Source organism: Phenylobacterium sp. (assembly GCF_004299445.1).
Taxonomy (GTDB): Bacteria; Pseudomonadota; Alphaproteobacteria; order Caulobacterales; family Caulobacteraceae; genus Phenylobacterium.
The window spans coordinates 91385-112996 of sequence record NZ_SCTC01000080.1 but is presented as its reverse complement, the minus strand read 5'-3'; the positions used below and the strand labels follow the sequence as shown (position 1 = coordinate 112996).

Annotated in this window: 22 protein-coding genes; 14 read left to right on the top strand and 8 right to left on the bottom strand. The window is 69.6% G+C overall.

Annotated features, from left to right (window positions below):
* Positions 1-44 precede the first annotated feature (44 nt).
* The 6 genes from EPN98_RS22610 to EPN98_RS22585 all read left to right on the top strand — a co-directional run bounded on the left by EPN98_RS22610 (position 45) and on the right by EPN98_RS22585 (position 4844).
* Entirely contained in the window at positions 45-1178 is a 1134-nt protein-coding gene (locus EPN98_RS22610) for a DUF2336 domain-containing protein (protein WP_293365201.1), read from the top strand.
* A 62-nt stretch (positions 1179-1240) separates the two neighbouring features.
* Positions 1241-2017, top strand: coding sequence for an NAD kinase (locus tag EPN98_RS22605; RefSeq protein WP_293365200.1), 777 nt, complete (start codon positions 1241-1243; stop codon positions 2015-2017).
* Between the two features lie 133 nt (positions 2018-2150).
* On the top strand, positions 2151-2579 hold the full coding sequence (locus EPN98_RS22600) for an Hpt domain-containing protein (RefSeq protein WP_293365239.1): 429 nt from the start codon (positions 2151-2153) through the stop codon (positions 2577-2579).
* 211 nt (positions 2580-2790) lie between these two features.
* Positions 2791-3309 carry a hypothetical protein gene (locus EPN98_RS22595; protein WP_293365199.1) on the top strand — a complete coding sequence of 173 codons (519 nt, stop codon included), beginning with the start codon at positions 2791-2793 and terminating at the stop codon, positions 3307-3309.
* A 292-nt stretch (positions 3310-3601) separates the two neighbouring features.
* Positions 3602-4018 carry an endonuclease domain-containing protein gene (locus EPN98_RS22590; protein WP_293365198.1) on the top strand — a complete coding sequence of 139 codons (417 nt, stop codon included), beginning with the start codon at positions 3602-3604 and terminating at the stop codon, positions 4016-4018.
* Positions 4019-4244: 226 nt separating this feature from the next.
* On the top strand, positions 4245-4844 hold the full coding sequence (locus EPN98_RS22585; RefSeq protein ID WP_293365197.1) for a hypothetical protein: 600 nt from the start codon (positions 4245-4247) through the stop codon (positions 4842-4844).
* A gap of 47 nt (positions 4845-4891) precedes the next feature.
* On the opposite strand, the gene EPN98_RS22580 is transcribed toward EPN98_RS22585, so the two are convergent.
* Both EPN98_RS22580 and EPN98_RS22575 read right to left on the bottom strand, forming a co-directional pair.
* Positions 4892-5692 (bottom strand): NUDIX domain-containing protein, encoded by an 801-nt coding sequence (locus EPN98_RS22580; protein ID WP_293365196.1) that lies wholly within the window; start codon positions 5690-5692, stop codon positions 4892-4894.
* Positions 5693-5742: 50 nt separating this feature from the next.
* On the bottom strand, positions 5743-6897 hold the full coding sequence (locus EPN98_RS22575) for a DUF2336 domain-containing protein (RefSeq protein WP_293365195.1): 1155 nt from the start codon (positions 6895-6897) through the stop codon (positions 5743-5745).
* 172 nt (positions 6898-7069) lie between these two features.
* Between EPN98_RS22575 and EPN98_RS22570 the strand changes: the two genes are divergently transcribed.
* The gene (locus EPN98_RS22570) at positions 7070-8290 is read left to right on the top strand and encodes a hypothetical protein (RefSeq protein ID WP_293365194.1); all 1221 of its coding nucleotides are present in this window, start codon (positions 7070-7072) and stop codon (positions 8288-8290) included.
* A gap of 169 nt (positions 8291-8459) precedes the next feature.
* Positions 8460-9656 (top strand): CaiB/BaiF CoA-transferase family protein, encoded by a 1197-nt coding sequence (locus tag EPN98_RS22565; protein WP_293365193.1) that lies wholly within the window; start codon positions 8460-8462, stop codon positions 9654-9656.
* Here the strand turns inward: EPN98_RS22565 and EPN98_RS22560 are convergent.
* Entirely contained in the window at positions 9653-10477 is an 825-nt protein-coding gene (locus tag EPN98_RS22560) for a transglycosylase SLT domain-containing protein (protein ID WP_293365192.1), read from the bottom strand. The genes EPN98_RS22565 and EPN98_RS22560 overlap by 4 nt on opposite strands.
* A 138-nt stretch (positions 10478-10615) precedes the next feature.
* Here EPN98_RS22560 and EPN98_RS22555 point away from each other — a divergent pair, with 138 nt between their 5' ends.
* The gene (locus tag EPN98_RS22555) at positions 10616-11311 is read left to right on the top strand and encodes an energy transducer TonB (RefSeq protein ID WP_293365191.1); all 696 of its coding nucleotides are present in this window, start codon (positions 10616-10618) and stop codon (positions 11309-11311) included.
* A gap of 21 nt (positions 11312-11332) precedes the next feature.
* Here EPN98_RS22555 and EPN98_RS22550 read toward each other — a convergent pair whose 3' ends face one another.
* The gene (locus EPN98_RS22550) at positions 11333-12502 is read right to left on the bottom strand and encodes an acyl-CoA dehydrogenase family protein (RefSeq protein WP_293365190.1); all 1170 of its coding nucleotides are present in this window, start codon (positions 12500-12502) and stop codon (positions 11333-11335) included.
* Positions 12503-12516: 14 nt separating this feature from the next.
* Positions 12517-13548, bottom strand: a complete 1032-nt coding sequence (locus EPN98_RS22545; RefSeq protein ID WP_293365189.1) for an FAD-dependent oxidoreductase — start codon at positions 13546-13548, stop codon at positions 12517-12519.
* Positions 13549-13621: 73 nt separating this feature from the next.
* Between EPN98_RS22545 and EPN98_RS22540 the strand changes: the two genes are divergently transcribed.
* The 3 genes from EPN98_RS22540 to EPN98_RS22530 all read left to right on the top strand — a co-directional run bounded on the left by EPN98_RS22540 (position 13622) and on the right by EPN98_RS22530 (position 15719).
* Positions 13622-14167, top strand: a complete 546-nt coding sequence (locus EPN98_RS22540; RefSeq protein ID WP_293365188.1) for a CinA family protein — start codon at positions 13622-13624, stop codon at positions 14165-14167.
* Positions 14168-14274: 107 nt separating this feature from the next.
* Positions 14275-14889 carry a DUF6644 family protein gene (locus EPN98_RS22535; RefSeq protein ID WP_293365187.1) on the top strand — a complete coding sequence of 205 codons (615 nt, stop codon included), beginning with the start codon at positions 14275-14277 and terminating at the stop codon, positions 14887-14889.
* The gene (locus tag EPN98_RS22530) at positions 14886-15719 is read left to right on the top strand and encodes a DUF6644 family protein (RefSeq protein ID WP_293365186.1); all 834 of its coding nucleotides are present in this window, start codon (positions 14886-14888) and stop codon (positions 15717-15719) included. The genes EPN98_RS22535 and EPN98_RS22530 overlap by 4 nt, the downstream gene beginning before the upstream one ends.
* A gap of 2 nt (positions 15720-15721) precedes the next feature.
* Here EPN98_RS22530 and EPN98_RS22525 read toward each other — a convergent pair whose 3' ends face one another.
* Entirely contained in the window at positions 15722-16657 is a 936-nt protein-coding gene (locus EPN98_RS22525; protein WP_293365185.1) for a LysR family transcriptional regulator, read from the bottom strand.
* 128 nt (positions 16658-16785) lie between these two features.
* Here EPN98_RS22525 and EPN98_RS22520 point away from each other — a divergent pair, with 128 nt between their 5' ends.
* Positions 16786-17361, top strand: coding sequence for an NAD(P)H-dependent oxidoreductase (locus EPN98_RS22520; RefSeq protein WP_293365184.1), 576 nt, complete (start codon positions 16786-16788; stop codon positions 17359-17361).
* Between the two features lie 71 nt (positions 17362-17432).
* Complete coding sequence (locus EPN98_RS22515; RefSeq protein WP_293365183.1) at positions 17433-18233, top strand: class III extradiol ring-cleavage dioxygenase; 801 nt, start codon at positions 17433-17435, stop codon at positions 18231-18233.
* An 88-nt stretch (positions 18234-18321) separates the two neighbouring features.
* Here the strand turns inward: EPN98_RS22515 and EPN98_RS22510 are convergent, their stop codons facing one another.
* Both EPN98_RS22510 and EPN98_RS22505 read right to left on the bottom strand, forming a co-directional pair.
* The gene (locus EPN98_RS22510) at positions 18322-20730 is read right to left on the bottom strand and encodes an ATP-binding protein (RefSeq protein WP_293365182.1); all 2409 of its coding nucleotides are present in this window, start codon (positions 20728-20730) and stop codon (positions 18322-18324) included.
* A gap of 71 nt (positions 20731-20801) precedes the next feature.
* Positions 20802-21608 (bottom strand): RNA methyltransferase, encoded by an 807-nt coding sequence (locus EPN98_RS22505; protein WP_293365181.1) that lies wholly within the window; start codon positions 21606-21608, stop codon positions 20802-20804.
* Between the last annotated feature and the right edge of the window lie 4 nt (positions 21609-21612).

Here is a 21612-nt window from a genome sequence, read left to right as displayed (position 1 = left end):
GTCCGCATAGCCTGGATCGAACTGTAGAACATAGGAGACCCGGCGTGAGCTTCGCGATGAGCAGCGAAAGTCTGCTCGACCTCGCCAAAAGCCGCCAACCGGCGGATCGAGAACGCCTGCTGCTGGCGATTGCGGACCTGTGCGACACGCCCCACGCCGGTGAGGCGATGAAGTCGGGCGCGATTCAGGTCCTGCTGTCCTCGATCTTCATGAGCCTGGTCGTCGAGGCCGAGCGCGACATCCGCCACCGCCTGTCCGAGAAGCTGGCCGCCGCCGACTGGGCGCCGAACGCCCTGATCAACGTCCTGGCGCTGGACGACATCGAGATCGCCCGCCCCATCATCGCCCAGAGCCCGGTGCTGCAGGACAGCGACCTGATGCGCCTGCTGGTCGAAGCCACCATCGAGCACCAGATCGAAGTCGCGCGCCGTCCGCACATCTCCGAGGCCGTGGTCGGCGCCATCCTCGAGCAGTCCGAGCCCGCCGTCCTCACCGCGCTCGCCGGCAACCACACCGCCGAACTGTCGCCCAAGGACATGCAGGACCTGGTCGAGGCGTCCCGCCAGATCGCCGCCCTGCGCACACCGCTGTCGCAGCATCCCAAGCTCACCGGGCAACTGGCCAAGCGCCTCTACCTCTGGGTGGGTCTGGCGCTGCGCAAGGGCCTGGCCGACCGGTTCCGCCTCGACGTCGCCGTCCTCGACGCAGCCCTGGCCGCCTCGATCAACGAGGCCCACGCCGGCCACATGGCGTCCTCGTCCTCCGAGGCGGTGCCGCGCATGACCCGCGAGGGCGAGCGCGAGGTGATGGAACAGCGGCTGATCGACAAGCTGTATTCCGCCGGCCAGCTGCGCCCGGGCTACCTGGTGCGGGCGCTCCGCGAAGGCCGGCTGGGCCTCTTCGTCGGCGCGCTGGCGATGCTGGGCCGCTTCGACACCGGCCACGTGCAGTCGGCGATCGATTCCGACCGGCCCGAGCTGCTGGCCCTGGCCTGCGCCGCGGTCGGGATCGACCGCAGCGTGTTCCCCGACATCCTCGAGATGACGCGCCAGCTCAACGACGGCCGGCCGGGCGGCGGCGCCGACGGGGCCCGCAAGGCCTCGGTGGCGTTCGCGCCGGTGGCGCCGGAAGTCGCGGCGTCGGCGTTCCGCCAGGCCGCCCGCTCGCTCGCCGCCTAAACGTCAAAGTGTCGCAAACAGCCGTTTGACAGACGCCGGAGCTTCGGCCCTTCTGGCGGACGATGGCGAACCTTTTCGTGACCCGACTGACCTTCGTCGCAAGCACCCGCCCGGAGGCGCAGGAGGCGCGCGACAAGCTGGCCGCCCGCTATGGCGACGCCGGGATCGACAACGCCCAGGTGATCGTCGCCCTGGGCGGCGACGGCTTCATGCTGGAGACGGTCCACGCGCTGATGGCCTCGGGCAAGCCGATCTACGGCATGAACAAGGGCTCGGTCGGCTTCCTGATGAACGAGTTCGCCGACGACGACCTGCTGGGCCGGATCAACTCGGCCGAGCAGGCCGAGATCCACCCGCTGCGCATGCAGGCCGTGGACGTCGACGGCCAGACCCACGAGGCGATCGCCTTCAACGAGGTCAGCCTGCTGCGCACCACCCGCCAGGCCGCCAAGCTGCGCATTTCGGTCGACGGCAAGGTGCGCCTGCCCGAGCTGATCTGCGACGGCGCCCTGATCTCCACCCCGATGGGCTCGACCGCCTACAACCTCTCGGCCCACGGCCCCATCATCCCGATGGATTCCAAGATCCTGGCGCTGACGCCGATCAGCGCCTTCCGCCCGCGTCGCTGGCGCGGCGCCCTGCTCGCCCACAATTCGCGGATCCGCCTTGAGGTGCTGGAGGGCGCCAAGCGCCCGGTCAGCGCCGTGGCCGACAACTTCGAGGCGCCCAACGTGCTCGAGGTCTATGTCGCCGAGGATCGCGACGTGAAGGTGTGCATGCTGTTCGACGCCGGGCGCAGCCTGGGCGAACGCGTCCTGGCCGAGCAGTTCTCAGTCTAGCCTGCGGCGCCTTTCCACATCCACGGTCGAGCTTTCGCCGGTTATTAACCGCTTCACCCTATTCTGGCTGGCGTTCCGCTGGGAGAGTTACGTGAGCGATCCGAAAACCGGTCAGTTCCAGACCCCCAACCCCATGCGCCTGCGCATGGGCGGCGGTCGCCTGGGCGCCATCGATCCCGCGGCCATCGCCAAGGCCGAAGCCGCGCTGAAGAGCCTGTCGGGCAACTTCACCCAGTGGCTGAACGACGAGATCGCCAAGCTCGAGACCGCGCGCGCCGCCATCCGTGACGCGGGCCAGACGGCCGAGACCATGGAAAGCCTCTATCTGCGGGCCCATGACCTGAAGGGCCTGGGCGCCACCTACGGCTTCCCGCTGATCACCCGGATCGCCGGCCTGCTCTGCCGCCACATCGACGACAAGGCCAAGCGCCTCGACGTGCCGATGGGCCTGATCGACGCTCACATCGATGCGATCAAGACGGCCGCCCGCGACGACATCAAGACCGACGACCAACCGGCCGGCCAGGTCATGCTCCAGGCCCTGGAAGCCCGCGCGGCCTGAGCGGCCCCTTCCCTCCCTTGATGGAGAGGGACAGATCGCCGGAGGCGATCAGGGTGATGGAGTCTCGATCCTCACCGCTGTCCGAGCCTAGCCCCCCAATACCCATCTCCGTCATCCCGCGAACACGTCGCGGGATGACGAGCAAGGGCACGAACCGGGCCACGTGCGCGAAAGCTTGACGTCCGCCACGATCCATGTTCTCTTTTTGTTCATGTCGAACGCCGCCGACGCCGCCGCCGAACAGGCCCTCCTCCTGGAGCTCGCCCAGCTCGGCATGGGCATGGTCCGCCAGGTCCATGGCGTGGCCCTCGAAACCCGCGACGTCGACCAGCTCGTGGCCCTGACCACCGTCTACAGCCAGGTGAGCCGGGGCGTGCGCCAGTCGCTGGCGCTCCGCGCCCGCTTCGCCGCCGGAACCGTCGCGCCCGCGCCCCGCGCCGAGGCCAAGCGGGTCGCCGCAGCCCAGGCGACCGACGCTGAACGCCCCGAACGCGACGACGCCTACGAACGGCCCGACTGGCACACCCGCCTCGAGAGGCCCGAGTCCGTCGAACGCCTCCCCGACGACCCCGACGTCTGCCGCGCCCAGATCGCCCGCAACCTCACCGTCGTCTCCCGCACCCCGGCCCTGGCCGCCATCCCAGCCCTACAGGCCCCCGCCGCCGCCCTCGCCGGCCGCGCCGCCCTCCTCACCGGCGCCCGGGCACTGCGCGTCGCCAACACATCCTAGGCCCCTCTCCCAGGCGCGGCAGCGCCGTGGGAGAGGCCGGGAGAGGGCGGCGCCGACGAACGATCATCCGCACCATTGGACCCGATCCCGCCACACACTCCACAAGCATCGACGCGCGGCCCTTGGTTGGGACCCGGTCCTTGGCTGCGCCAAAGCCGGGATGACACCCGTTGTGCAGTCTCGATCACTCCCTTTCTTGCCCTCACCTCTCCCAGGCGCGGCAGCGCCGTGGGAGAGGCCGGGAGAGGGCGGCTCGGCCGTGCCGCCGCCCCAGCGTTGGACCCGATTCCCCATGGCCAAGGTCGTTTCCGTCACGTCCAAACTCCGACGAGATCGTGCCCGCCGTCTCAGGCGCGACCAGACCGAAGCTGAGTTTCAGCTCTGGGAAGTCCTGCGCGCAGGCCGCCTCGAAGACTGGAAGTGGCGCCGCCAGGTGGCGGTCGGCCCCTTCATCGTCGACTTCCTATGTCTCGAAGCCGCCCTCGCCGTGGAACTGGATGGCGGGATTCACGGCGATCAGGTCGAGTACGATGCGCGCCGCGATACCTACCTCAAGCGGCACGGCCTCACGGTGTTGCGCTTCCGGAACGCCCAAGTGATCGACGACCTGGACGCCGTGTCCTGGACGATCCTCAGCGCCTGTCGCGAGTCCGATCCCAGCCGCCGCGGCTCCATCATCGCCCGCGGGCGACGAACGCCCGGCCGCTAGCTCAAGGCCCGGTCGGGTCCAACGTCGAGCGGGCTTCTAACCCAGCGCCGCCCTCTCCCGCCCTCTCCCTCGGCGCTCCGCGCCCGGGAGAGGAGACCCGACTATCGCGCCGGGGGAAACGATACCGCCTTCGGCGGACCGATTCAGCGCGGAGCAAGGGGATAGGTATCGGAGTGGAAAGCAGGCCCCCAATCGCTAAGCTCCTCGCCGGAATAGGAGATGAGCAGTGTCGTTGATCCGACCGACAGCGCGGCGCTACGGCAAGAACACAGTTCCGCTTGCTATCCTGGTCGCGACGCTGGGCGCGTTGCCTGGGACGACGGGCGCCACATCTGCTCCGCCACCGACCCGGGACTCGCGCGAATTGCCCGGCCTTTGTCGATCGACTGAAGTTGCGCTCTTCCAGTGTCCCATTGGCGCGAAGCAGGTCGCGATCTGCGCCGCGAACGGCCCGTCTCGCGCAGTCCAGTATCGATACGGCGCCCCCGGCAAACTGGAACTTGCCTATCCAGAGCCGTCTGGCGGCAGCGCCGGATCATTGCGATGGGCCTCCGCCGGCTACTCTGGCGGCGGTGAGATGCAGATCTATTTTGAGACCGGCGGCGTCACATACGTCGTGTACTCCCGCATGATCAGGACGGGCTTCGGTCCGGATGGCCACAACAATCCCCAGGACGAATTGGGCGTCGCGGTTCTCAGGGGTGGTCGGGTCCTGTCGAACCGCCGTTGCGGCGTCGCGGAGATCCGGGGTGGAACGAGTGACTGGATCGACGAACAGCGCGCGAAGAGTCTGCTGCCACGAGGGAAAGTGGTGCGACTCCCTTAGCCTTAGGGGCAGCCCTTTCCACCGTCGCCTACGGGGCTCGACCGCCCCTACCCCGTCCGGCTCTCCGCCGAGATCCGCTCCATCGGCTCGGCCACCGCGCCGTAGCCCGCGTCGGGCGGGATCACCAGGAAGCGGGCGCCGTCGCGCAGCTCCACCACCGGCAGCACGGTCACCAGCTTCCGGGCCTGCGCGCGGGCCACGCAGTCGCTGGCGCTGTCGGCTTCCGCCAATAGCTGCACGTTCATCCGTGTCGGGAAGATCACCGTGCGCTCGCCGGCGTCGGCCAGACGCAGGATCTCCTTGGGCGCGATCCACTCGGCGTCCACCGCCTCGCGACCGTCGGCCGCCGCCACCTGATCGGCTGGCGCGCGCACGGCGTAGAACCAGGTGTCGAAGCGCTTGGGCATCATGGTGGGCGTGATCCAGCGGGCGAACACCGCCAGCGAATCCAGCTGCAGCCGCACGCCCAGCTCCTTCACCACGTCGATGAAGGCGGTCTCGCCCCGGTCCACCGCCGAGCGCACGGCCGGGTCGCACACCTCCGCGAAGTCCGAGCCGTCGAGACCCTCGGCCAGCAGGATGCCCGCCTCTTCGTAGGCCTCGCGGATCGCGCCGATGCGCAGGGTCCGCTGCTCGTCGTCGAAGGCGTCCCAGCCCACGCAGTGCTCGGCCCAGGCCGGGTCGGCGTCGCCGGCGTGGGTCTTGCCGCCCGGAAACACCAGCGCGCCGGATGCAAAGTCGATCTGGTGATGGCGCTTCACCATCAGCACTTCGAACTCGGGCTGGTCGCGCAGCAGCAGGATGGTGGCTGCGGGCTTCGTCTCGGCGGGCTGTCGTTGTTCGCTCATGGGCCCAGCTTCGTACGCTGACCGCGGGGAAGTCGAGTCCCCGTCCGACGTCACCCCAGCTGGACGACCCGCTCGGGTTCTTCCGCTTGGCCCTTTGCGAGCCCGCTGCCCATCCGGGCCAGCAGGTACTCCACGTCCTCGCGCGCCGCCGCCTGCGGCTGGGTCAGGAACCGCTGCAGCATGCGCTCCTGGAACCGCTCCTGGTCGCGCGGGCCGCCGTCGAACTCCATGGCGTGGAAGGTGTCCACCGCCGCCCGGAACGCTGGGAACAGCCGCGCCGGCAGACCAGCACGCTCGTAGATCGCTCTGAGGCCCAGCGGCCCCGCGTCGTGGATCATCAACCAGGTGCGGTGGTGCGGCACGCCCGCCAGCTCGGCGACCGCCCATTCGAAGAAGGTCATGTGGCCGTGCGCCAGGGCCCGCAGCAGCAGCGAGGCGGTCAGCTTCCGCTCGCGGTTCAGGTGGGCGACGAAGCCCTTCACGTCGGCGGTCTTGCCGGCCTGATCCACGAGGTCGACCGTGGCCCGCTCGGCGGCGCCGGTGGCCAGCTGCATCGCCGTCTCGGCCGACAGGTCCAGCTTGGTGACCAGGTGCTGGCGCACCTGCACGCTGACCATGCCGATCAGCCGCTCGGTCACCGCCAGCGGCAGGGCGTTGCGATAGGCCACCGCCGCCAGCACCCGCTCCGAGGCCTCGAACCGGTCCACCACGCGCTGCAGGCCGTCTTCGCTGAACTCGGCGGCCGGGTTGGCGCAGGCCGTGACGATGGCCCGCTCGCCGCCGTGCTCGGCCAGGCTGTCGGTGACGGCGCGCGACAGTTCGGGCCGCTTGGCGATCGCAACCTGGCGCACCGGCCCGCCCAGGCGGACCACTTCGGCCAGATCGGCGTCGGTGAAGACCGGCGAGAAGGTCAGTAGCGGCAGGCAGACGCTTTCCACGTCGCGCGCCAGCTTCACGGCCACGTCGCGCGGCACCACGTGCGACGCCTTCAGTTCCTCGGCGATGGCCTTGCGCACCAGCTCGGCCGCGTCGGCCGCCATCACCCGGAGGATGTCGGCCGCCAGCGCCCGATCCTCGTCGGACAGCGCCGTGCGATCCATGGTCGTGCAGAGCTTGCGCGCGGCGACCGCACGCTCGTCCGGTGTCGCGCCTTTCACCAGCGTGCGGATATCCACATCCGTCAGCGCCGATCGCGTGGTCGCCATCGCCAGCCAGTTCCCCTGTCCGAACCCGCGTCCGGACTCCCGCGATTCGACATTTGAATGGCTCCGCTTAACGAGAGGTTGCCAAGCGAATCTGTGGATTAAGGATTTCGCGTAACCGCACGCCAACGCCGCGGCGCGCAGGGTCCCCGAGCCCCTCGCGAAAGGCCTGCCCGTGTCGTCCGACAAGTCCGCCGAAGCCGCTCTCGCCGCCGTGGTCGACGAGCAGGGGATGAAGGCCCAGGCGGCGCTGCTTCCCTTTGCGCTGCTGGCGTTTGGCGTCTCGCTGCCGGTGTTCGTCTGGGTCGCGGGCCATGCCGCCAACGCGCACTGGATGGGGGCCGCCTTCGGCGCCTTCGCGGTCGGCTGGGGCGCCTTCTACGCGGTCGTGAACTGGCTGAAGACCGACGCTGCGACCGATCTTCGCAGGCGCGCCCGCGTGCAGGTCATGGCCGGCCTGGTCTGGGCCCTGACCGTCGCGGGCCTCGCCGCCTTCGCCCATTTCGCCGGGCCGGTGCGCGAGACCCTGCTGCTGCTGATCCTGGCTGCGGCGATGGTCTGCGTGGTGTTCACCGCCACCTGGCTGCCCAGCCTGTTGATCGTGGCGCCGGTGGCGGTGGCGGGACCGCTGATCGCCCTGTTCCTCGACCCGGCCGATCAACCCACCGCCCGGCTGGCGCTGAGCGCGGCCGCCCTCGGGCTGGCCCTGGCGCTGGTCGTCAACCGCATCCTGCGCCGCCAGTACGCGCTGGCGGCCGAGCGCGAGCGGCTGCTGGCCGAGCGCGCCGCGCAGGCCGAGGCGGCCCGCAGGTTCGCCCGGGTGAAGTCCGATCTCGTCGACAGCCTCTCCGACGAACTGCGCGACGGCCTGACCGGCGTGGCCCATGTGCTGGCCGCCGCCGCCCGCGGTCGCGCCGCGCCCACCCGCCAGCAGATCGGCGTGGCGCTGGACGCGGTGAACGAACTGCTGACCATCGTCGGCGAAGCCCCGGCCGCGGCCCCCGCCGACGAGCCGGCGCGGAGGCTGCGCATCCTCACCGTCGAGGCCGACCCGCTCACGGCGGCGACCCTGCGCGCCAGCCTGGAACAGCTGGGCCACCAGGTGGTCCACACGCCCAAGGCCGCCCGCGCCGTCGAACTCGCCCGGATCTGCGACCTCGACCTGGCCGTCTGCGGCGACCTGGCCGCCATCGTTCCGTTGCGGGCCCTGCCCGGCGGCGCCGGCGAGACGCCGGTCGTCGCCATCGTGGGCTCGGAGGCCGGGGAAGCCGAGGCGGCCCTGGCCCAGGGCGCCGACGCCCTGGTCCGCCGCCCGCTGGCCATACCGGCCGTCGCGCGGGCGATCGCCGATGCGCTTTCGGCCACCCCCGCGGCGAACGATCGCCAGGTCGCCTAGAGCCTGTCCGGTTCAGCCGGAATCGTCCGAGGCGGACAAGCAGGCTCGATCTCTTTGATTTCGAGCGCGTTTCGGGGCGAAACCCACATCCACCTTCGCCCCACGCGCTCTAGGCGCCGCCCCGTCATATCCCGTACCCTGGCGCGCAAAAGAAGCTGGGAGTCTGCTCGTGTTGCTGAAGGGCCTGAAGGTCGTCGATTTCTCCGCCTACATCGCAGGCCCCGGCGCGGCGTGCATCCTGTGCGACTGGGGCGCCGACGTGATCAAGGTGGAGCGGCCCGAGGGCGACAACATGCGCCACATCTTCGCCGACCTCGCGAACGACATCGGCGCGAACCCCACCTTCGAGTTCGACAACCGCGGCAAGCGCGGGATCGTGCTCGACATCACCAAGCCCGCCGCGCGCGACGCCCTGGCCAAGCTGGCGGCCGAGGCCGACGTGTTCCTGACCAACGTGCGGCCCGTCTCGCTGAAGAAGTACGGCCTGGACGACGCCACCCTCCGCGCCGCCAACCCGCGCCTCGTCTACACGGTCATCACCGGCTACGGCCTGGAAGGGCCCGACGCACACCTGCCCGGCTTCGACGTGACCGCGTTCTGGGCCCGGTCGGGCATCGGCTACATGACCGCCCCCAAGGGCGCCGAGCCCTTCATGCGCACCTCGGGGATGGGCGACCACACCACCTCGCTGGCGACCGTCTCGGCGATCCTGGCGGCCCTCTACGAGCGCGAACGAACCGGCGTGGGCCGCGTGGTGCAGACCTCGCTGCTGGCGTCGGGCGTCTACCTGATGGGCTCGGACATGGCCGTGCAGCTGAAGATGGGCCGGCTGGCCTCGATCCGACCGCGCGACAATCCGATCAACGCGGTGGCCAACCACTTTCGCAGCTCGGACGGCCGCTGGTTCGTGCACAACCCCCGAGGCTCGAGCGGCGGCTGGGAGAAATTCGCCGAAGCGGCGGGGCGGCCTGACCTGGTCAAGGACGAGCGGTTCGCCAGCGGCAAGGCGCGCCGCAAGAACGCCCGCGAGCTGTCCGCTGAGCTGGACGCCGCCTTCGCCGCCCTGCCGTTCGACGAGATCGCCCGCCGGCTCGACGCCGCCGACCTCGTCTGGGCGCCGTTCCAGACGCCTGCCGAGGTGGCCCAGGACGCGCAGGCCGACGCCGCGGGCTGCTTCGTGCCGGTCGACGACGGCCAGGGCGGGACCTACCGCTCCCCCGCCGCCCCTGCGGTGTTCCCGGGACTGCAACAGGAGACCCGCCCCCGCGCCCCACGCCTGGGCGAGCACACCCGCGACGTCCTCGCCGAGCTGGGTTACGGCCCGAGCGAGATCGACGCGATGATCTCACAGGGCGCTGCGGCCTAGCTCTCTCGGTTGTCCGACAGGACCTTCAGCATCTCGCTGGTGAACAGCGAGCCGGCCAGGCGGCTGCCGACGCCCGCCTGATCGGCTGGCTGCGAGCCGCGCAGGATCAGCGCGATCAGGGCGTCCTGCTCGCGCTGGCGCGCCTGCTGGCGCATCGACGCATACTGGACGAAGCCGCCGTCCGCATCGGGCCTCTCCTGCGTGGCGCTCACCGCCTGCTGCGCGCCGCCGGTCTTGGTCAGGTTGGCGTAGACTTCGCTGACCGAACGCTCGCGCCCGTCACGGAAGAAGATCGAGCGGTTCGACCGCGCCGCATCTGGAAACAGCGAGGCGGCCGACGCGCCGGGCTGGTTCTCCACCGCCTTGATCAGACGCGCCGACCCCTGGGGGCCCAGGAAGTGGGCTGCGTACAGCTCGCCAGCCGTCGGTTCACGGCCGACGCGGCCCTTCAGGTACGCGGCGTGGTCCGACGTGAGTTCGCCGGCCATCAGCGAAGCGGCGTGCGGGTCGAGGCGCAGGTCCATGACGGCGCGGCGAGCCTCATCGCCCTGTACGCGATAGCGGCCGTCCGAGCCCCTGGTGATCAGGTCGGCATAGCGGGCGTAGCCGTGCTTCGACCCGTGCTGCTTGAGGGTGCTGAGCCAGGTCTGCTCGACGAACTGGAACAGGCCCGCGGCCGACGAGGTCGACGCCTGAGCTCGGGGGTTGAAGCTCGACTCGCGGCCCGCGGTCTTCATCAGGAATCCGAAATCGACGCCCGTCGCCCTCGAGGCGCGGTCGATCGCTTGTTCGACGATGGCGCGGATTCCCTGGACGGCCATGGACGCAGGAGTCCGCGATCATGGTTAACGCGGGAATAACCCTGTTCCGACTTTCCCCATCGCCTCTCCACGGCTTCGCCAAATTACCGACGTAATCGGCCGCGCAGACTACATGCGTAAGACAACTGGGAGCCCGAGATGGTCATCCGCCAAGCCCTCCCCTTCGATTTCGCGCCCCAGGGCCGGCGCACACCTGCCAAGACCACCCTCATTGTCGCCGCCTCGCTGGGCGTCCACGCCGCCGTGGCCGCCTATCTGGCGATGATGCAATTCGCGCCGCCCAAGGCGCCGCCCACGGTGGAACCCCCGCTGCTGGACCTGGAATTCTACACCCCGCCCAAGCCACCGCCGCCGCCTCCGCCTCCGGAGGCGTCCAAGTCGGTGACCACGCCCGTCCAGCTGCATGCGCCGACGCCGACCTCGACGCCGACCAATGTCGCGCCCCTCCCCGCCGATCCGACGCCCGTCCCGGACGCGCCAATCGGTCCATTGGCGAACCTCACGCCTGGCCCAGTCGCTCAGCCCTCGCCGCCCGACCCGATCATCCGCAATCCCACCTGGCTCAAGCGGCCCGGCGCACGCGAGTTCGAACGCTTCTATCCGGACCGCGAGATGCGGATGGAAACCGAAGGCCGTGCAGTGCTGAACTGCATGGTCACCGCCAGCGGCTCGGTCACCGGCTGCAAGGTGGCCTCGCTGACCCCGGCCAACAGCGGCTTCGGCGACGCCGCGCTCAAGCTCTCGCGTTACTTCGTGATGAGCCCGCGCACCGTCGATGGCCAAGCGGTCGAAGGCGGCCAGGTCTCGATCCCGATCACCTTCAACCTGAAGTGAGCCCCCTACTCGCTGGGCCTGTCAGTAGCTCTTGGGCAGGCCCAGCACTCTTTCGGCGATGTAGTTCAGGATCATTTCGCGGCTCACGGGCGCGATGCGGGCGATCATCGCCTCGCGGAAGTAGCGCTCGACATGGAACTCCTTGGCGTAGCCCATGCCGCCGTGCGCCAGCACCGCCGCCTCGCAGGCGTTGAAGCCCGCCTCGCCGCCCAGGAACTTGGCTGCATTGGCTTCGGCTCCGCAGTCCCGCCCGGCGTCGTGCAGGGCGGCGGCCTTGAAGGCCATCAGGTTCGCGGCCTCCAGCTCGGCCCAGGCCTTGGCCAGCGGGTGGGCCACCCCCTGATTCTGGCCGATGGGCCGGCCGAATACGACCCGCTCCTTCGCATAGGTCGCTGCGCGTTTCAGCGCGGCTCGCCCGAGACCCACGGCTTCGGCGCCGATCAGCACGCGCTCAGGGTTCAGCCCCTCCAGCAGGTAGTAGAAGCCCCGCCCCTCCTCGCCGACCAGATCCTCGGCCGGCACGTGCAGGTCGTCGATGAAAACGGCATTCGATTCAACGGCTTTCCGTCCCATCTTGGGGATCGGCGTGGCCGTGATCCGGCTGCGATCGAAGTCGGTGTAGAAGAGGCTCAGGCCCTCGGTCGGCCGCTTCACCTGATCCTTCGGCGTCGTACGCGCGATGATCAGCATCTTGGTCGCGCGCTGGGCGTTGGTCGTCCACATCTTCCGGCCGCGGATGACATAGCCGTCGTTGGTGCGGTCGGCCCGGGTGGTGAGGCTGGTGGTGTCCAGGCCAGCGTCCGGCTCGGTGACGGCGAAGCAGGTCTTGTCCTGGCCGGCGATGATCCGCGGGATGGCCCGCTGGCGCTGTGCCTCGGTCCCGAACTTCACCACCGGCATCAGGCCGAAGATGTTCAGGTGCATCGCGCTGGCCCCCGAAAAGCCCGCCCCGCTCTCGGCCACCGCCTGCATGACGATGGCGGCTTCGGTCAGTCCCAGGCCCGAGCCGCCCAGCTCCGTCGGCATGGCCACGCCCAGCCAACCGGCCTCGGCCATCGCCGCCACAAAGGCCTCCGGGAATTCGCCGCTCTCGTCCGTGCGCCGCCAGTAGTCGGCGTCAAAGCGCTCGCACAGGCGCAGGACCGCGTCGCGGATCGCCTGCTGTTCGTCCGACAGCCAGAAGCCGTTCATCGTCTTCCCCACCCTCAGTCCCAAAGGGACGCGCGGAACCGCGCCGGATCCATCCGGTCGGCATATGGCCCGCGTTCGCGCCCCGTCACGCAAGCCGCCACGATCCGGGCCACCAGCGGCGCCAGCAACCACCCGTTACGCCTCGCCCCCGTCGCCAGGATCACGCCCGGCTCCGCCTCGCTCCACCCTACCAGCGGCAGTCCGTCGCGCGTCGCCGCCCGGATGCCGGCCGAAATCTCCACCTGCGCGCCAGCCAGGCCGGGAAACAGCTTCAGACCGCCGGCGAGCAGCGGCGTGGCCAAGGCCTCGTCGACGCCGGCATCCGTCCGACCCGCCTCCATCGTGGCGCCGAAGATCATTTCCGCGCCTGGCGACGCGTAGACGCCCTCGGCGCGCACGACGGCTCCGCAGGAGGGGCTCGCGACGCGGACGATATGGCCCTTGATCGGCGAAAGCACGGAGAGCTCCGGCGCGACCTCCAGAAGCTCCTGGGCCGCCCCCGTGGCGACCACCAGGACGTCGGACTGGCCTCGGCCCCGCACGGGCTCCGAGACGAATCCTACCCCTGCCTCGCGCGCCGCCGCCGTCAGGGCGGCCAGGGCCGGTCGCGCGTCGACCCGCCAGTCCTCGCGGGACAGCAGCGCTCGCGGGAACGCCTCCGAGAGGCCGGGCGCGAGCCCCCGCGCCGTCACACCGCCGAGCTCAGTCGGGCGCTGGCCCAGCCTGGCGAAGGCGGCGGCCAGGCCGTCCAGCCAGGCGTCTCGGCCGACGGCCAGCGCGCCTGACCGGTCAAGCACGATGCCCGCCCGAGCAGCCAGCGCCGGCCACAGGTCCCGGGCCGAGAGCAGAAGATCCGGGTACGGCCGCGCTGTTTCGTCCAGCACCGCCTCGAACACCGGCGCGATCATGCCCGCCGCGACGCTCGAGGCATTGGGCCCACCTGGATCCGCCACGGTCACGCGGCAGCCCGCGTCCGCCAGCGCCAGCGCCGTGGTCAGGCCCAGCACGCCGGCGCCGGCGACCGTGACTCGCGGGCTTGCGTTCATACGCCTAACGACCCGCTGGCCCAGCTAAAATCAAGGCCCGGAACCGTAGCTGTCCCGCGGTGTTCCGGACGCAATGGCCGAAGCTCTCGCCCCGCCCCTGCCCGACGACATCGACCGGCTGGCCGCGGCCGTGCTGCAGGCGGCCTGCGCCGCCGAGTTGCGGCTCGCGTCGGCGGAGAGTTGCACCGGCGGCCTGCTCGCCTCCCTGCTCACCGACATTCCCGGCAAGTCGCACGCCTTCGAGCGCGGATTCGTCACCTACACTGATGAAGCCAAGCACGAGCTGTTGGGCGTTCCGAAGGATATCTTGCAGTCGGCGGGCGCCGTGTCCGAGCCCTGCGCCGTCGCGATGGCCGAGGGAGCCCTGAAGCACAGCCACGCGGATATCGCCATCTCAATCACCGGCTTCACCGAAGGCGGGCCGGGAGCGCCTGCGGGCCTGGTGCACCTCGCATGCGCCCGTCGCGGCCAGGCGACCCGCCACAGGGTCGAATGCTTCGGCGACGTCGGTCGCGCCGAGGTTCGGCTGAGCGCGCTGCGGGTGGCGCTGACCCTCTTCCAGGACAGTCTGTCGGCGCTCGCCGCCGCCTCTCGACCCGCATTGCGGCGGTCGCCTTAGCCATCTAGCTTCCTGGTCGGGGGTGTTTCTGGGGCGACGCATTCCGCAATGGACGCGTGAAGCGAAACCTATAGAAGCTCCGGTATGGAGTTGGGGGGAGAAGCGCGTTGATCCGCGACGTCCTGGTGTGGCTCGCCACAAAGGTCGGGAAAGGACCCGGCGAATACGATCCGTCGTGGAGCGAGGCGCTCGCCAGCACGCTCAACGTCTGGGGCCTGCTGGAAGGCACCCACGTGCTGTCCCTGATGCTTTTCGCCGGGACCATTTTCCTGGTCGATTTCCGCCTCCTGGGCGTTGGCTTCAAGAAGACGCCGATTTCGGTGATCAGCGACCGCGTGCTGCCGCTGACCATCTTCGGCTTCGCGCTGATGGTCGTGACCGGCGTCGCACTTTTCTACGCCAAGCCGCTGCTTTATTACCATAATCTGTGGTTCCGCCTGAAGCTGATCTTCCTGGCGATCGCAGTCATCAACATCTTCATCTTCCACTATCGGGTGCAGAAGGACCGCGACGCGTGGGACACCGCTGAGAAGCCGCCGTTGAAGGTGCGTATGTCGGCGACGGTCTCGATCCTGGCCTGGGTGACGGTGATCACCTTCGGTCGCTTCATCGCCTATGACTGGTACGAGTGCGGCAAGCCGCTCCCCCACTGGGCCAATGTCGCCCAGGAGTGCGCCATCTCGGAGCGGGGCGCCATCGACCTCTCGGAGGTGTCCCAATGACCATCGCGCCTCAGGATTTCTTCCCCCAGCTCGCCGGCTGGGTCGGCCAACTGGACGACACCTTCCCCGGAGCTTGGGTCAAACCCTACTTCGCACAGTGGGAAGTGCTGCACTTGCTGTCGCTGGCGCTGCTGGGCGGGGCCAGCCTGCTGCTCAACCTGCGCCTGATCGGCGTCGGACTCACCGACGAGTCGCCGTCGGAAGTGCGCCGCGGCGTGCTGCCCTGGCTCAACCTGGGGGTCGTTGGCATCCTGGCCACCGGCCTGTTGATCGGCACGTCGAACCCTGAGCGCCTCTACACGTCGGAGGCCTTCACGGCGAAGATGCTGGGCTTGGCGGCCGCCATCATCCTCACGTACGGCGTCAGCCTGCCGGCGGCGAAAGCCGACGGTCGCCTCGGCAAGGGCGCAGCCCTGGCCGCCGCTCTGGGCATGGCCGTGTTCGGCCTGTCGGTCGGCGTCTTCGCCGTCGCCAAGCTGGTGAACCCCGGCCTCTGGCACGTCATCATCGCGGGCGCGCTGCTGGTGCTGTTCGTGACCCGAGGCCTGACCCGGATCATCTACCTCGCGGGCCTCGTCGCACTCATGGTCACCCAGGCGGCGCTGCACCATGTCATCTACAAGCCCGACGACTACGCGCACCTCGACCCGGCCAACAAGATCATGATCCTGGTCTACCTGGCGCTCATCCTCGCGGCGGCGGGCGTGCAGATCGTCAGCTCGGGCCGCGGCTCGCAGGGCGCGGGCCCGGCCGTCAAAGCCCTGGCCTACGCCTCGATCCTGGTCTGGGTGACGACGGCCGCCGCCGGCCGCTGGATCGCCTTCGCCTGAACCTACTCTGCCGCCGCCACCGGATGGCGGCTGCCCCATCCCTGGTGCCAGGCGGGTTCGCCCGCATAGCGCTGGGCCAGGAAGTCGACGAAGGCCCGCACCTTGGCCGCCAGGTGGCGTGCATGCGGATAGACCGCGTGGACGTAGATCTCCTCGGGCTCGTAGTTGCACAGCACCGGGATCAGCCGGCCTGAGCGCAACTCGTCCGCCGCCGCAAACGCGGGGGTGCGCAGGATGCCCATGCCCCGCACTGCGGCCTCGACGCAGGCCTCCGCGCCGTTGAAGCGCAGCCGGCCATGGACCCGCACCTCCATGGCCTCGGTGCCCCGACCGAAGCGCCAGACGGTGGCGTCGCGGGCATTGGTGTCCAGGATCGCCTCGTGGGCGGCCAGTTCGCCCAGGGTCAGCGGCGTTCCCGCCCCCGCCAGGTAGGCCGGCGCGGCACAGGTGACCATGCGGACGGCCGCCAGCTTGCGCGCCACCAGCGACGAGTCCTGCAGGTGGCCGATCCGAACGGCCACGTCGAACCCCTCTTCCACCAGGTTCACCATCCGGTCCGAGAAGCTGACGTCCAGCGACACCGCCAGGCACTGGGATGCGAAGTCCAGCAGAGCGGGCGTAAGCTGGCCCTTGCCGAACGACACCGGGGCCGAGACCTTCAGGTTTCCCGACGGCCCGGCCTGGTCCTTCACGGAATTCTCGAGAGCGTCGAACTGCTCGATCAGGTCGCGCGCGCGTTCCAGGTAGGCCTGGCCGGTGTCGGTCAGCGACACGTCGCGCGTGGTGCGGTTCAACAGCCGCGCGCCCAGCCGGTTCTCCAGCCGCGCCACCAGCTTCGACACCTGCGCGCCCGAGACGCCCAGCTTGCGCGAGCCCTGGGTGAAGCTCTTCGCCTCCGCCACAGCGGCGAAGGCCCGGATCTCGTCCAGACGGTCCATGTTATTCTTTCCTATCTGGCGATACTGTCCTTCAAGGCGGTCGGATTATCAACCACCGGAGAGGAGCCCATCTTTCCGTCATCGCCGAGCGATCGGCAACCAGACACCCTCTCGCAAGGACGGCTCCCATGACCCAAGTTCGCAACGTCGCCGTGATCGTCGGCTCGCTTCGCAAGGACAGCGTGTCCCGCAAGCTCGCCAAGGCCTTTGGCGCGCTCACGCCCAACCTGAAGTTCAATATCGTCGAGATCGGCGACCTGCCGCACTTCGATCAGGACCTCGAATCCGACCCGCCGGCTCAGTGGGTTCGCTTCCGCCAGGAGATCGCCGACGCCGACGCCGTGCTCTTCGTGACCCCCGAGTACAACCGCTCGGTCCCCGGCGTCCTGAAGAACGCCATCGACGTGGGCTCGCGCCCCTACGGCTCAAGCGTGTGGAACGGAAAGCCCGGCGCGGTGATCAGTCAATCGCCCGGCGCGATCGGCGGCTTCGGTTCGAACCACCACCTGCGCCAGTCGCTGGTGTTCCTGAACGTGCCGCTGCTCAGCCAGGAGGCGTACCTCGGGAACAGCTTCGCGCTGTTCGATGAAAACGGAGAGCTGATCAACGAGAGCACGGGCGAGTTCCTGCGCGCCTACGGCGTGCAGTTCTCGGCCTGGATCGAGACGATCAGCCCGGCTTCGGCCACCGCGAAAGCCGCCTGACCACAGCTTTGAACACCGTGCGCCTCGCCTCCCCCCGGGCCGGGCGCACGCGGAGGTCCCAGGTTAAAGCCATGACCCTGCCCACCGTCTTCCTCCCCCACGGCGCGGGCCCCTGCTTCTTCATGGAGTGGACAAGGGGTCCGGCCGACACCTGGGACCGAACCGCAAGTTATCTGCGCGGGCTGGTCGACAGCCTTGCCGAGCGTCCTGCCGCGATCCTCGTGATTTCGGGTCACTGGGAAGCTCCGGCCTTCACAGTCGGAACCGGCCAGTGGCCACAGCTTGATTTCGACTACTTCGGCTTCCCGGAGCACACCTACCGGCTGGCGTTCGACGCACCGGGTTCCCCCGGCCTGGCGCGAAGGGTCCGCGAGCTGCTCGACGGCGCGGGCTTCGCCACCGCCGAGGACGCCCAGCACGGCTGGGACCACGGCGTTTTTGTGCCCCTGAAGCTGATCACCCCGGACGCCGACATCCCCGTGGCGCAGCTGTCGCTCCGAGGCGATCTCGATCCGGGCGCGCACCTCGCCGCGGGCCGGGCGCTCAGGCCGCTGCGTGACGAAGGCGTTCTGATCATCGGCTCGGGCATGAGCTGGCACAACATGCGTGGCTTCTCGCCCGCCTTCACACAGCGCTCGGCCGTCTTCGACCGCTGGCTTGAAAGCGCGATCGCCGATCCGGTCGGACGCGACGCCGCCCTGGCGGGATGGGAACATGCGCCACACGCCCGCGAGGCTCACCCGCGCGAGGAACATCTTCTGCCCCTGATGGTGGCCGCTGGAGCCGCCCCGGGCGAACCGGCCGTCGTCGCCTTCCGCGACACGGTCATGGACGTGGTTGTTTCGGCCGTGGAGTTCGGACGGGACCACTGAAGCTCCAGCGAGAGGGACCGGAGGCCTTCCGCCTCCCCCGCCGCGGCGCGACACACACCCGCCGTTGGAAGGCCTCCGGATCTCGCCCTCAGGCCGCCGTCGCCTCTCCCGCCGCGTCGTCGCGGGCTTCGACCGCGGACTGCAGCGCCTCGAACAGCCGCCCGGCCTCGATCGGCTTGGCCACAAAGGCGTCCATGCCCGACTGCAGGTACTCGGCGATCTGGTGGCTCATGGCGTTGGCGGTGAGCGCGACGATGGGGGTGCGGCGCCGCCCCTCGGCCCGCTCGCGCGTGCGGATGAGCGCGGTGGCCGTGGGGCCATCCATCACCGGCATCTGCACATCCATGAGGATCACGTCCCACGGCTCGCGATCCCAGGCCTCGACCGCCTGGCGGCCGTCGGCGACGATCTCGGGCTCGACGCCCACCTGCGCTAGCAGCGTGCGCAGCACCAGCTGGTTCATCGCATTGTCCTCGGCGGCCAGCACGCGCAGCGTCCGCGCGCCTCGCGCCGCCTGGGCCTTGCGCTTGCGAGTCCTCGCCTTGGGCGCGTCGCGGGCGACCTTTTTCAGGGGCAGCGACACCGTGAAGGTCGAGCCCATCCCAGGCGCGCTGGTGGCGGAGATCTCGCCGCCCATCAGTTCGGCCAGCTCGCGACAGATGGCCAGACCAAGGCCCGTCCCGCCGAACCGTCGCGTGGTGGACGCATCGGCCTGCTCGAACTTGCGGAACAGCCCGCCCAGCTGGCGCGCTGTCATGCCGATGCCGGAATCGAAGACGATCAGCGACAGTCGATCCCTGGCGCGGCCGATGCGCACCTTGACGCCGCCCTTTTCGGTGAACTTCAGGGCGTTGGAGACCAGGTTCCAGAGGATCTGACGCACCCGCACCTGGTCGCCCTCGTAGACCCCCTGGGCGGTCCGATCGACGCTGAGTTCGAATGTCAGGCCTTTGGCGTCGGCGATGGTCTGGAAGGTCGCCTGCACGGTCCTGGCCAGCTCGCCCACCGCGAACCGCGAGTCCTCGAGTTCGAGCTTTCCAGCTTCGATCTTCGAGAGGTCCAGGACGTCGTTCAGGATGGCGAGCAGGCTCTCGCCGGACTGTTGGATCACATCGATCCGTTCGCGTTGGACGGCGCTGAGCTCGTCGCTGGCCGCCAAGGCCTGGGCCATGCCCAGGACGCCGTTCAGGGGCGTGCGGATCTCGTGGCTCATGGTGGCCAGGAAGGCGCTCTTGGCGCGGTTGGCCGCCTCGGCCTCCTCCTTCGCCTGCACCAGCGCAGCTTCAGCCTGCTTGCGCGCCGTGATGTTGCGCATGGCCCCGACAAGGCGGATCGGGCGCCCGTTCTCGTCCTGGATCAACTTGGCCGCGCCGGTCGCCCACACTTCCTTGCCGTCGGACCGGACGACACGGTACTCGGGCTGCCGCAATTCGCCCTCGCCGCGCCAGCTGTCCCAGCTGGCCATCAGGCGCGGTCGGTCGCGCGGGTCGATGATCGACCAGATGTCCCGCGCCAGCTCCTCGTAGGTCTTCGGCGTCTCGAAGAAGGTGTCCTCGGCGCCCGTCTTCGTCAGCTCCCGACGCACGTAGTCGAGCTCGAACACGTGAAGATCGGACAGCTCCAGCGCCATCCGCATGAGTTCCTCGGATCGCTTGTTGCGCTTCAGCGCCTCGACGATCTGGGTGATCTCGTACGATGTGGCGATCAGCCCGCCGACGTTGCCGTCGTCATCGTACCAGGGCGCCAGCAGCACCCTCATCCATTCGACGCCGCCATCGGCCCGCGGCGACTCCAGCCTCTCGACGGTTCGGCTGTTTCCCTGAAGACAGTGGCTTATGCCGTCGCGCCACGGCTCGAACACCTCGGGGCGAAGCTCGTAGATGGACCTGCCCACGACCTCCACGCCTTCAAGGCCGCGCCACTCGATCCAGGGACGGCTTGCGTAGAGCACCCGCGCTTCCCGGTCGATCATGACCATCGACACGGGCATGGCGTCGACGATGGCCGACATGGTGCGTTCGTATCGCGCCTTGGAGTCGGCGGCCTTCAGTCGGACCCACTCGTCGGCGACGAAGTCCGCGAGATCCTGCAGGCGGCGCGCCAGGCTTCCATCGTAAGGGCGCGTATCGTCGCCTGCGACCCACAGCGCGCCCGGCGTCGAACCGTCGGCCAACCGGATCGGGGCGCCGGCGAAGAAGCGCACGCCGCCATCTCGGATCACCTCCGGCTCGTTCTGAAAGCGCACATCCGCCCGCGCGTCCTCGACCCAGACGACTTCGCCGGTCGCCATCACCTCGCGCACGCCCGAGGCCTTGCTGATCTTCTCGATATCGCCCGAGCGACTGCGCCAGTAGCCTTCGGCGGTCTTCAGCGTGATCTGGGCGTTGACGCCGCCGAACAGGGCCTTGGCCAGCCGGGTGGCGCGGTCGAAGACAGCCCTGGACTGCTCCAGGCCGGCCGGCGTCGCGCCCGCACCGTTGTCCGTCCCCTGCGCCATGGCCGTCCCACACCGCCGCGTTCGAGCGCGGTCCTGCAGAGAGCCTTACCGCTCGCCGGTTAAGTCCGCCTTTAAGTCGCTGACGTTGCGGCAGCTCCAAGCGCGTGCAGCACGATGCCGCTGGTCGTGGCGACGTTCAGAGAGTCGAAGCCGCCCGCCATGGCGATGCGCACCGTTCGGCACTGCGCCAGCACCTCAGGCGGCAGGCCGGGGCCCTCGGCGCCGAACAGCGCCGCGGTCCGGTGCGCCACGCGCAGCTCACGAAGTTCGGTTTCGCCCGCCGGTGACAGCGCCACTGTCTCGAAGCCGGCGTCCGCCAGCCGTCCGATCATCGCCGCGGCGTCGCCGACCCGTGCGAACGGCGTGCTGAGCGCGGCGCCGACGCTGACCCGTATGGCCTTGCGGTAGAGCGGGTCGCAGCAGGTGTCGTCCAGCAGGACCGCGTCGGCGCCGAAGGCGGCGGCGTTGCGGAAGACGCCGCCCATGTTGTCGTGGTTGGCGATGCCGACCAGCCCCACCACCAGCGCCCGCGCCGGCAGGCCGGACAGAAGCGCCGCGGCGTCCCGCTCGGGCCGCCGGCCGATCGCCAGGATGCCCCGATGGATCGGGAAGCCCACGACCGCATCCATCGCCGCCTGCGCCGCCGCGTAGACGGGCGTGGCCTCGGGTAGTCCGGCCAGCACACCGGTAAGGGCGTCCATCCGATGCTCGGCGATGAGCACTGACTGGATGGCGTCCGGCATGGCGACCACCGCCTTCTCCAGCACCACCCGTCCCTCGGCCACGAACAGCCCCTCACGGCCCACGAGGTCGCGTTCGCGGACGGCGCGGTACGGGGCCAGCCGGGGATCGTCGGGATCGTCGATGCGGACGATCAACGCG

Excerpts from the sequence above, each read along its gene's own strand:
- EPN98_RS22605 (WP_293365200.1), top strand. The coding sequence starts at position 1,241 with ATGGCGAACCTTTTCGTGACCCGACTGACCTTCGTCGCAAGCACCCGC.
- EPN98_RS22600 (WP_293365239.1), top strand. The coding sequence starts at position 2,151 with ATGCGCCTGCGCATGGGCGGCGGTCGCCTGGGCGCCATCGATCCCGCG.
- EPN98_RS22595 (WP_293365199.1), top strand. The coding sequence starts at position 2,791 with ATGTCGAACGCCGCCGACGCCGCCGCCGAACAGGCCCTCCTCCTGGAG.
- EPN98_RS22590 (WP_293365198.1), top strand. The coding sequence starts at position 3,602 with ATGGCCAAGGTCGTTTCCGTCACGTCCAAACTCCGACGAGATCGTGCC.
- EPN98_RS22580 (WP_293365196.1), bottom strand. The coding sequence starts at position 5,692 with ATGAGCGAACAACGACAGCCCGCCGAGACGAAGCCCGCAGCCACCATC.
- EPN98_RS22575 (WP_293365195.1), bottom strand. The coding sequence starts at position 6,897 with ATGGCGACCACGCGATCGGCGCTGACGGATGTGGATATCCGCACGCTG.
- EPN98_RS22560 (WP_293365192.1), bottom strand. The coding sequence starts at position 10,477 with ATGGCCGTCCAGGGAATCCGCGCCATCGTCGAACAAGCGATCGACCGC.
- EPN98_RS22555 (WP_293365191.1), top strand. The coding sequence starts at position 10,616 with ATGGTCATCCGCCAAGCCCTCCCCTTCGATTTCGCGCCCCAGGGCCGG.
- EPN98_RS22550 (WP_293365190.1), bottom strand. The coding sequence starts at position 12,502 with ATGAACGGCTTCTGGCTGTCGGACGAACAGCAGGCGATCCGCGACGCG.
- EPN98_RS22545 (WP_293365189.1), bottom strand. The coding sequence starts at position 13,548 with ATGAACGCAAGCCCGCGAGTCACGGTCGCCGGCGCCGGCGTGCTGGGC.
- EPN98_RS22540 (WP_293365188.1), top strand. The coding sequence starts at position 13,622 with ATGGCCGAAGCTCTCGCCCCGCCCCTGCCCGACGACATCGACCGGCTG.
- EPN98_RS22530 (WP_293365186.1), top strand. The coding sequence starts at position 14,886 with ATGACCATCGCGCCTCAGGATTTCTTCCCCCAGCTCGCCGGCTGGGTC.
- EPN98_RS22525 (WP_293365185.1), bottom strand. The coding sequence starts at position 16,657 with ATGGACCGTCTGGACGAGATCCGGGCCTTCGCCGCTGTGGCGGAGGCG.
- EPN98_RS22520 (WP_293365184.1), top strand. The coding sequence starts at position 16,786 with ATGACCCAAGTTCGCAACGTCGCCGTGATCGTCGGCTCGCTTCGCAAG.
- EPN98_RS22515 (WP_293365183.1), top strand. The coding sequence starts at position 17,433 with ATGACCCTGCCCACCGTCTTCCTCCCCCACGGCGCGGGCCCCTGCTTC.
- EPN98_RS22510 (WP_293365182.1), bottom strand. The coding sequence starts at position 20,730 with ATGGCGCAGGGGACGGACAACGGTGCGGGCGCGACGCCGGCCGGCCTG.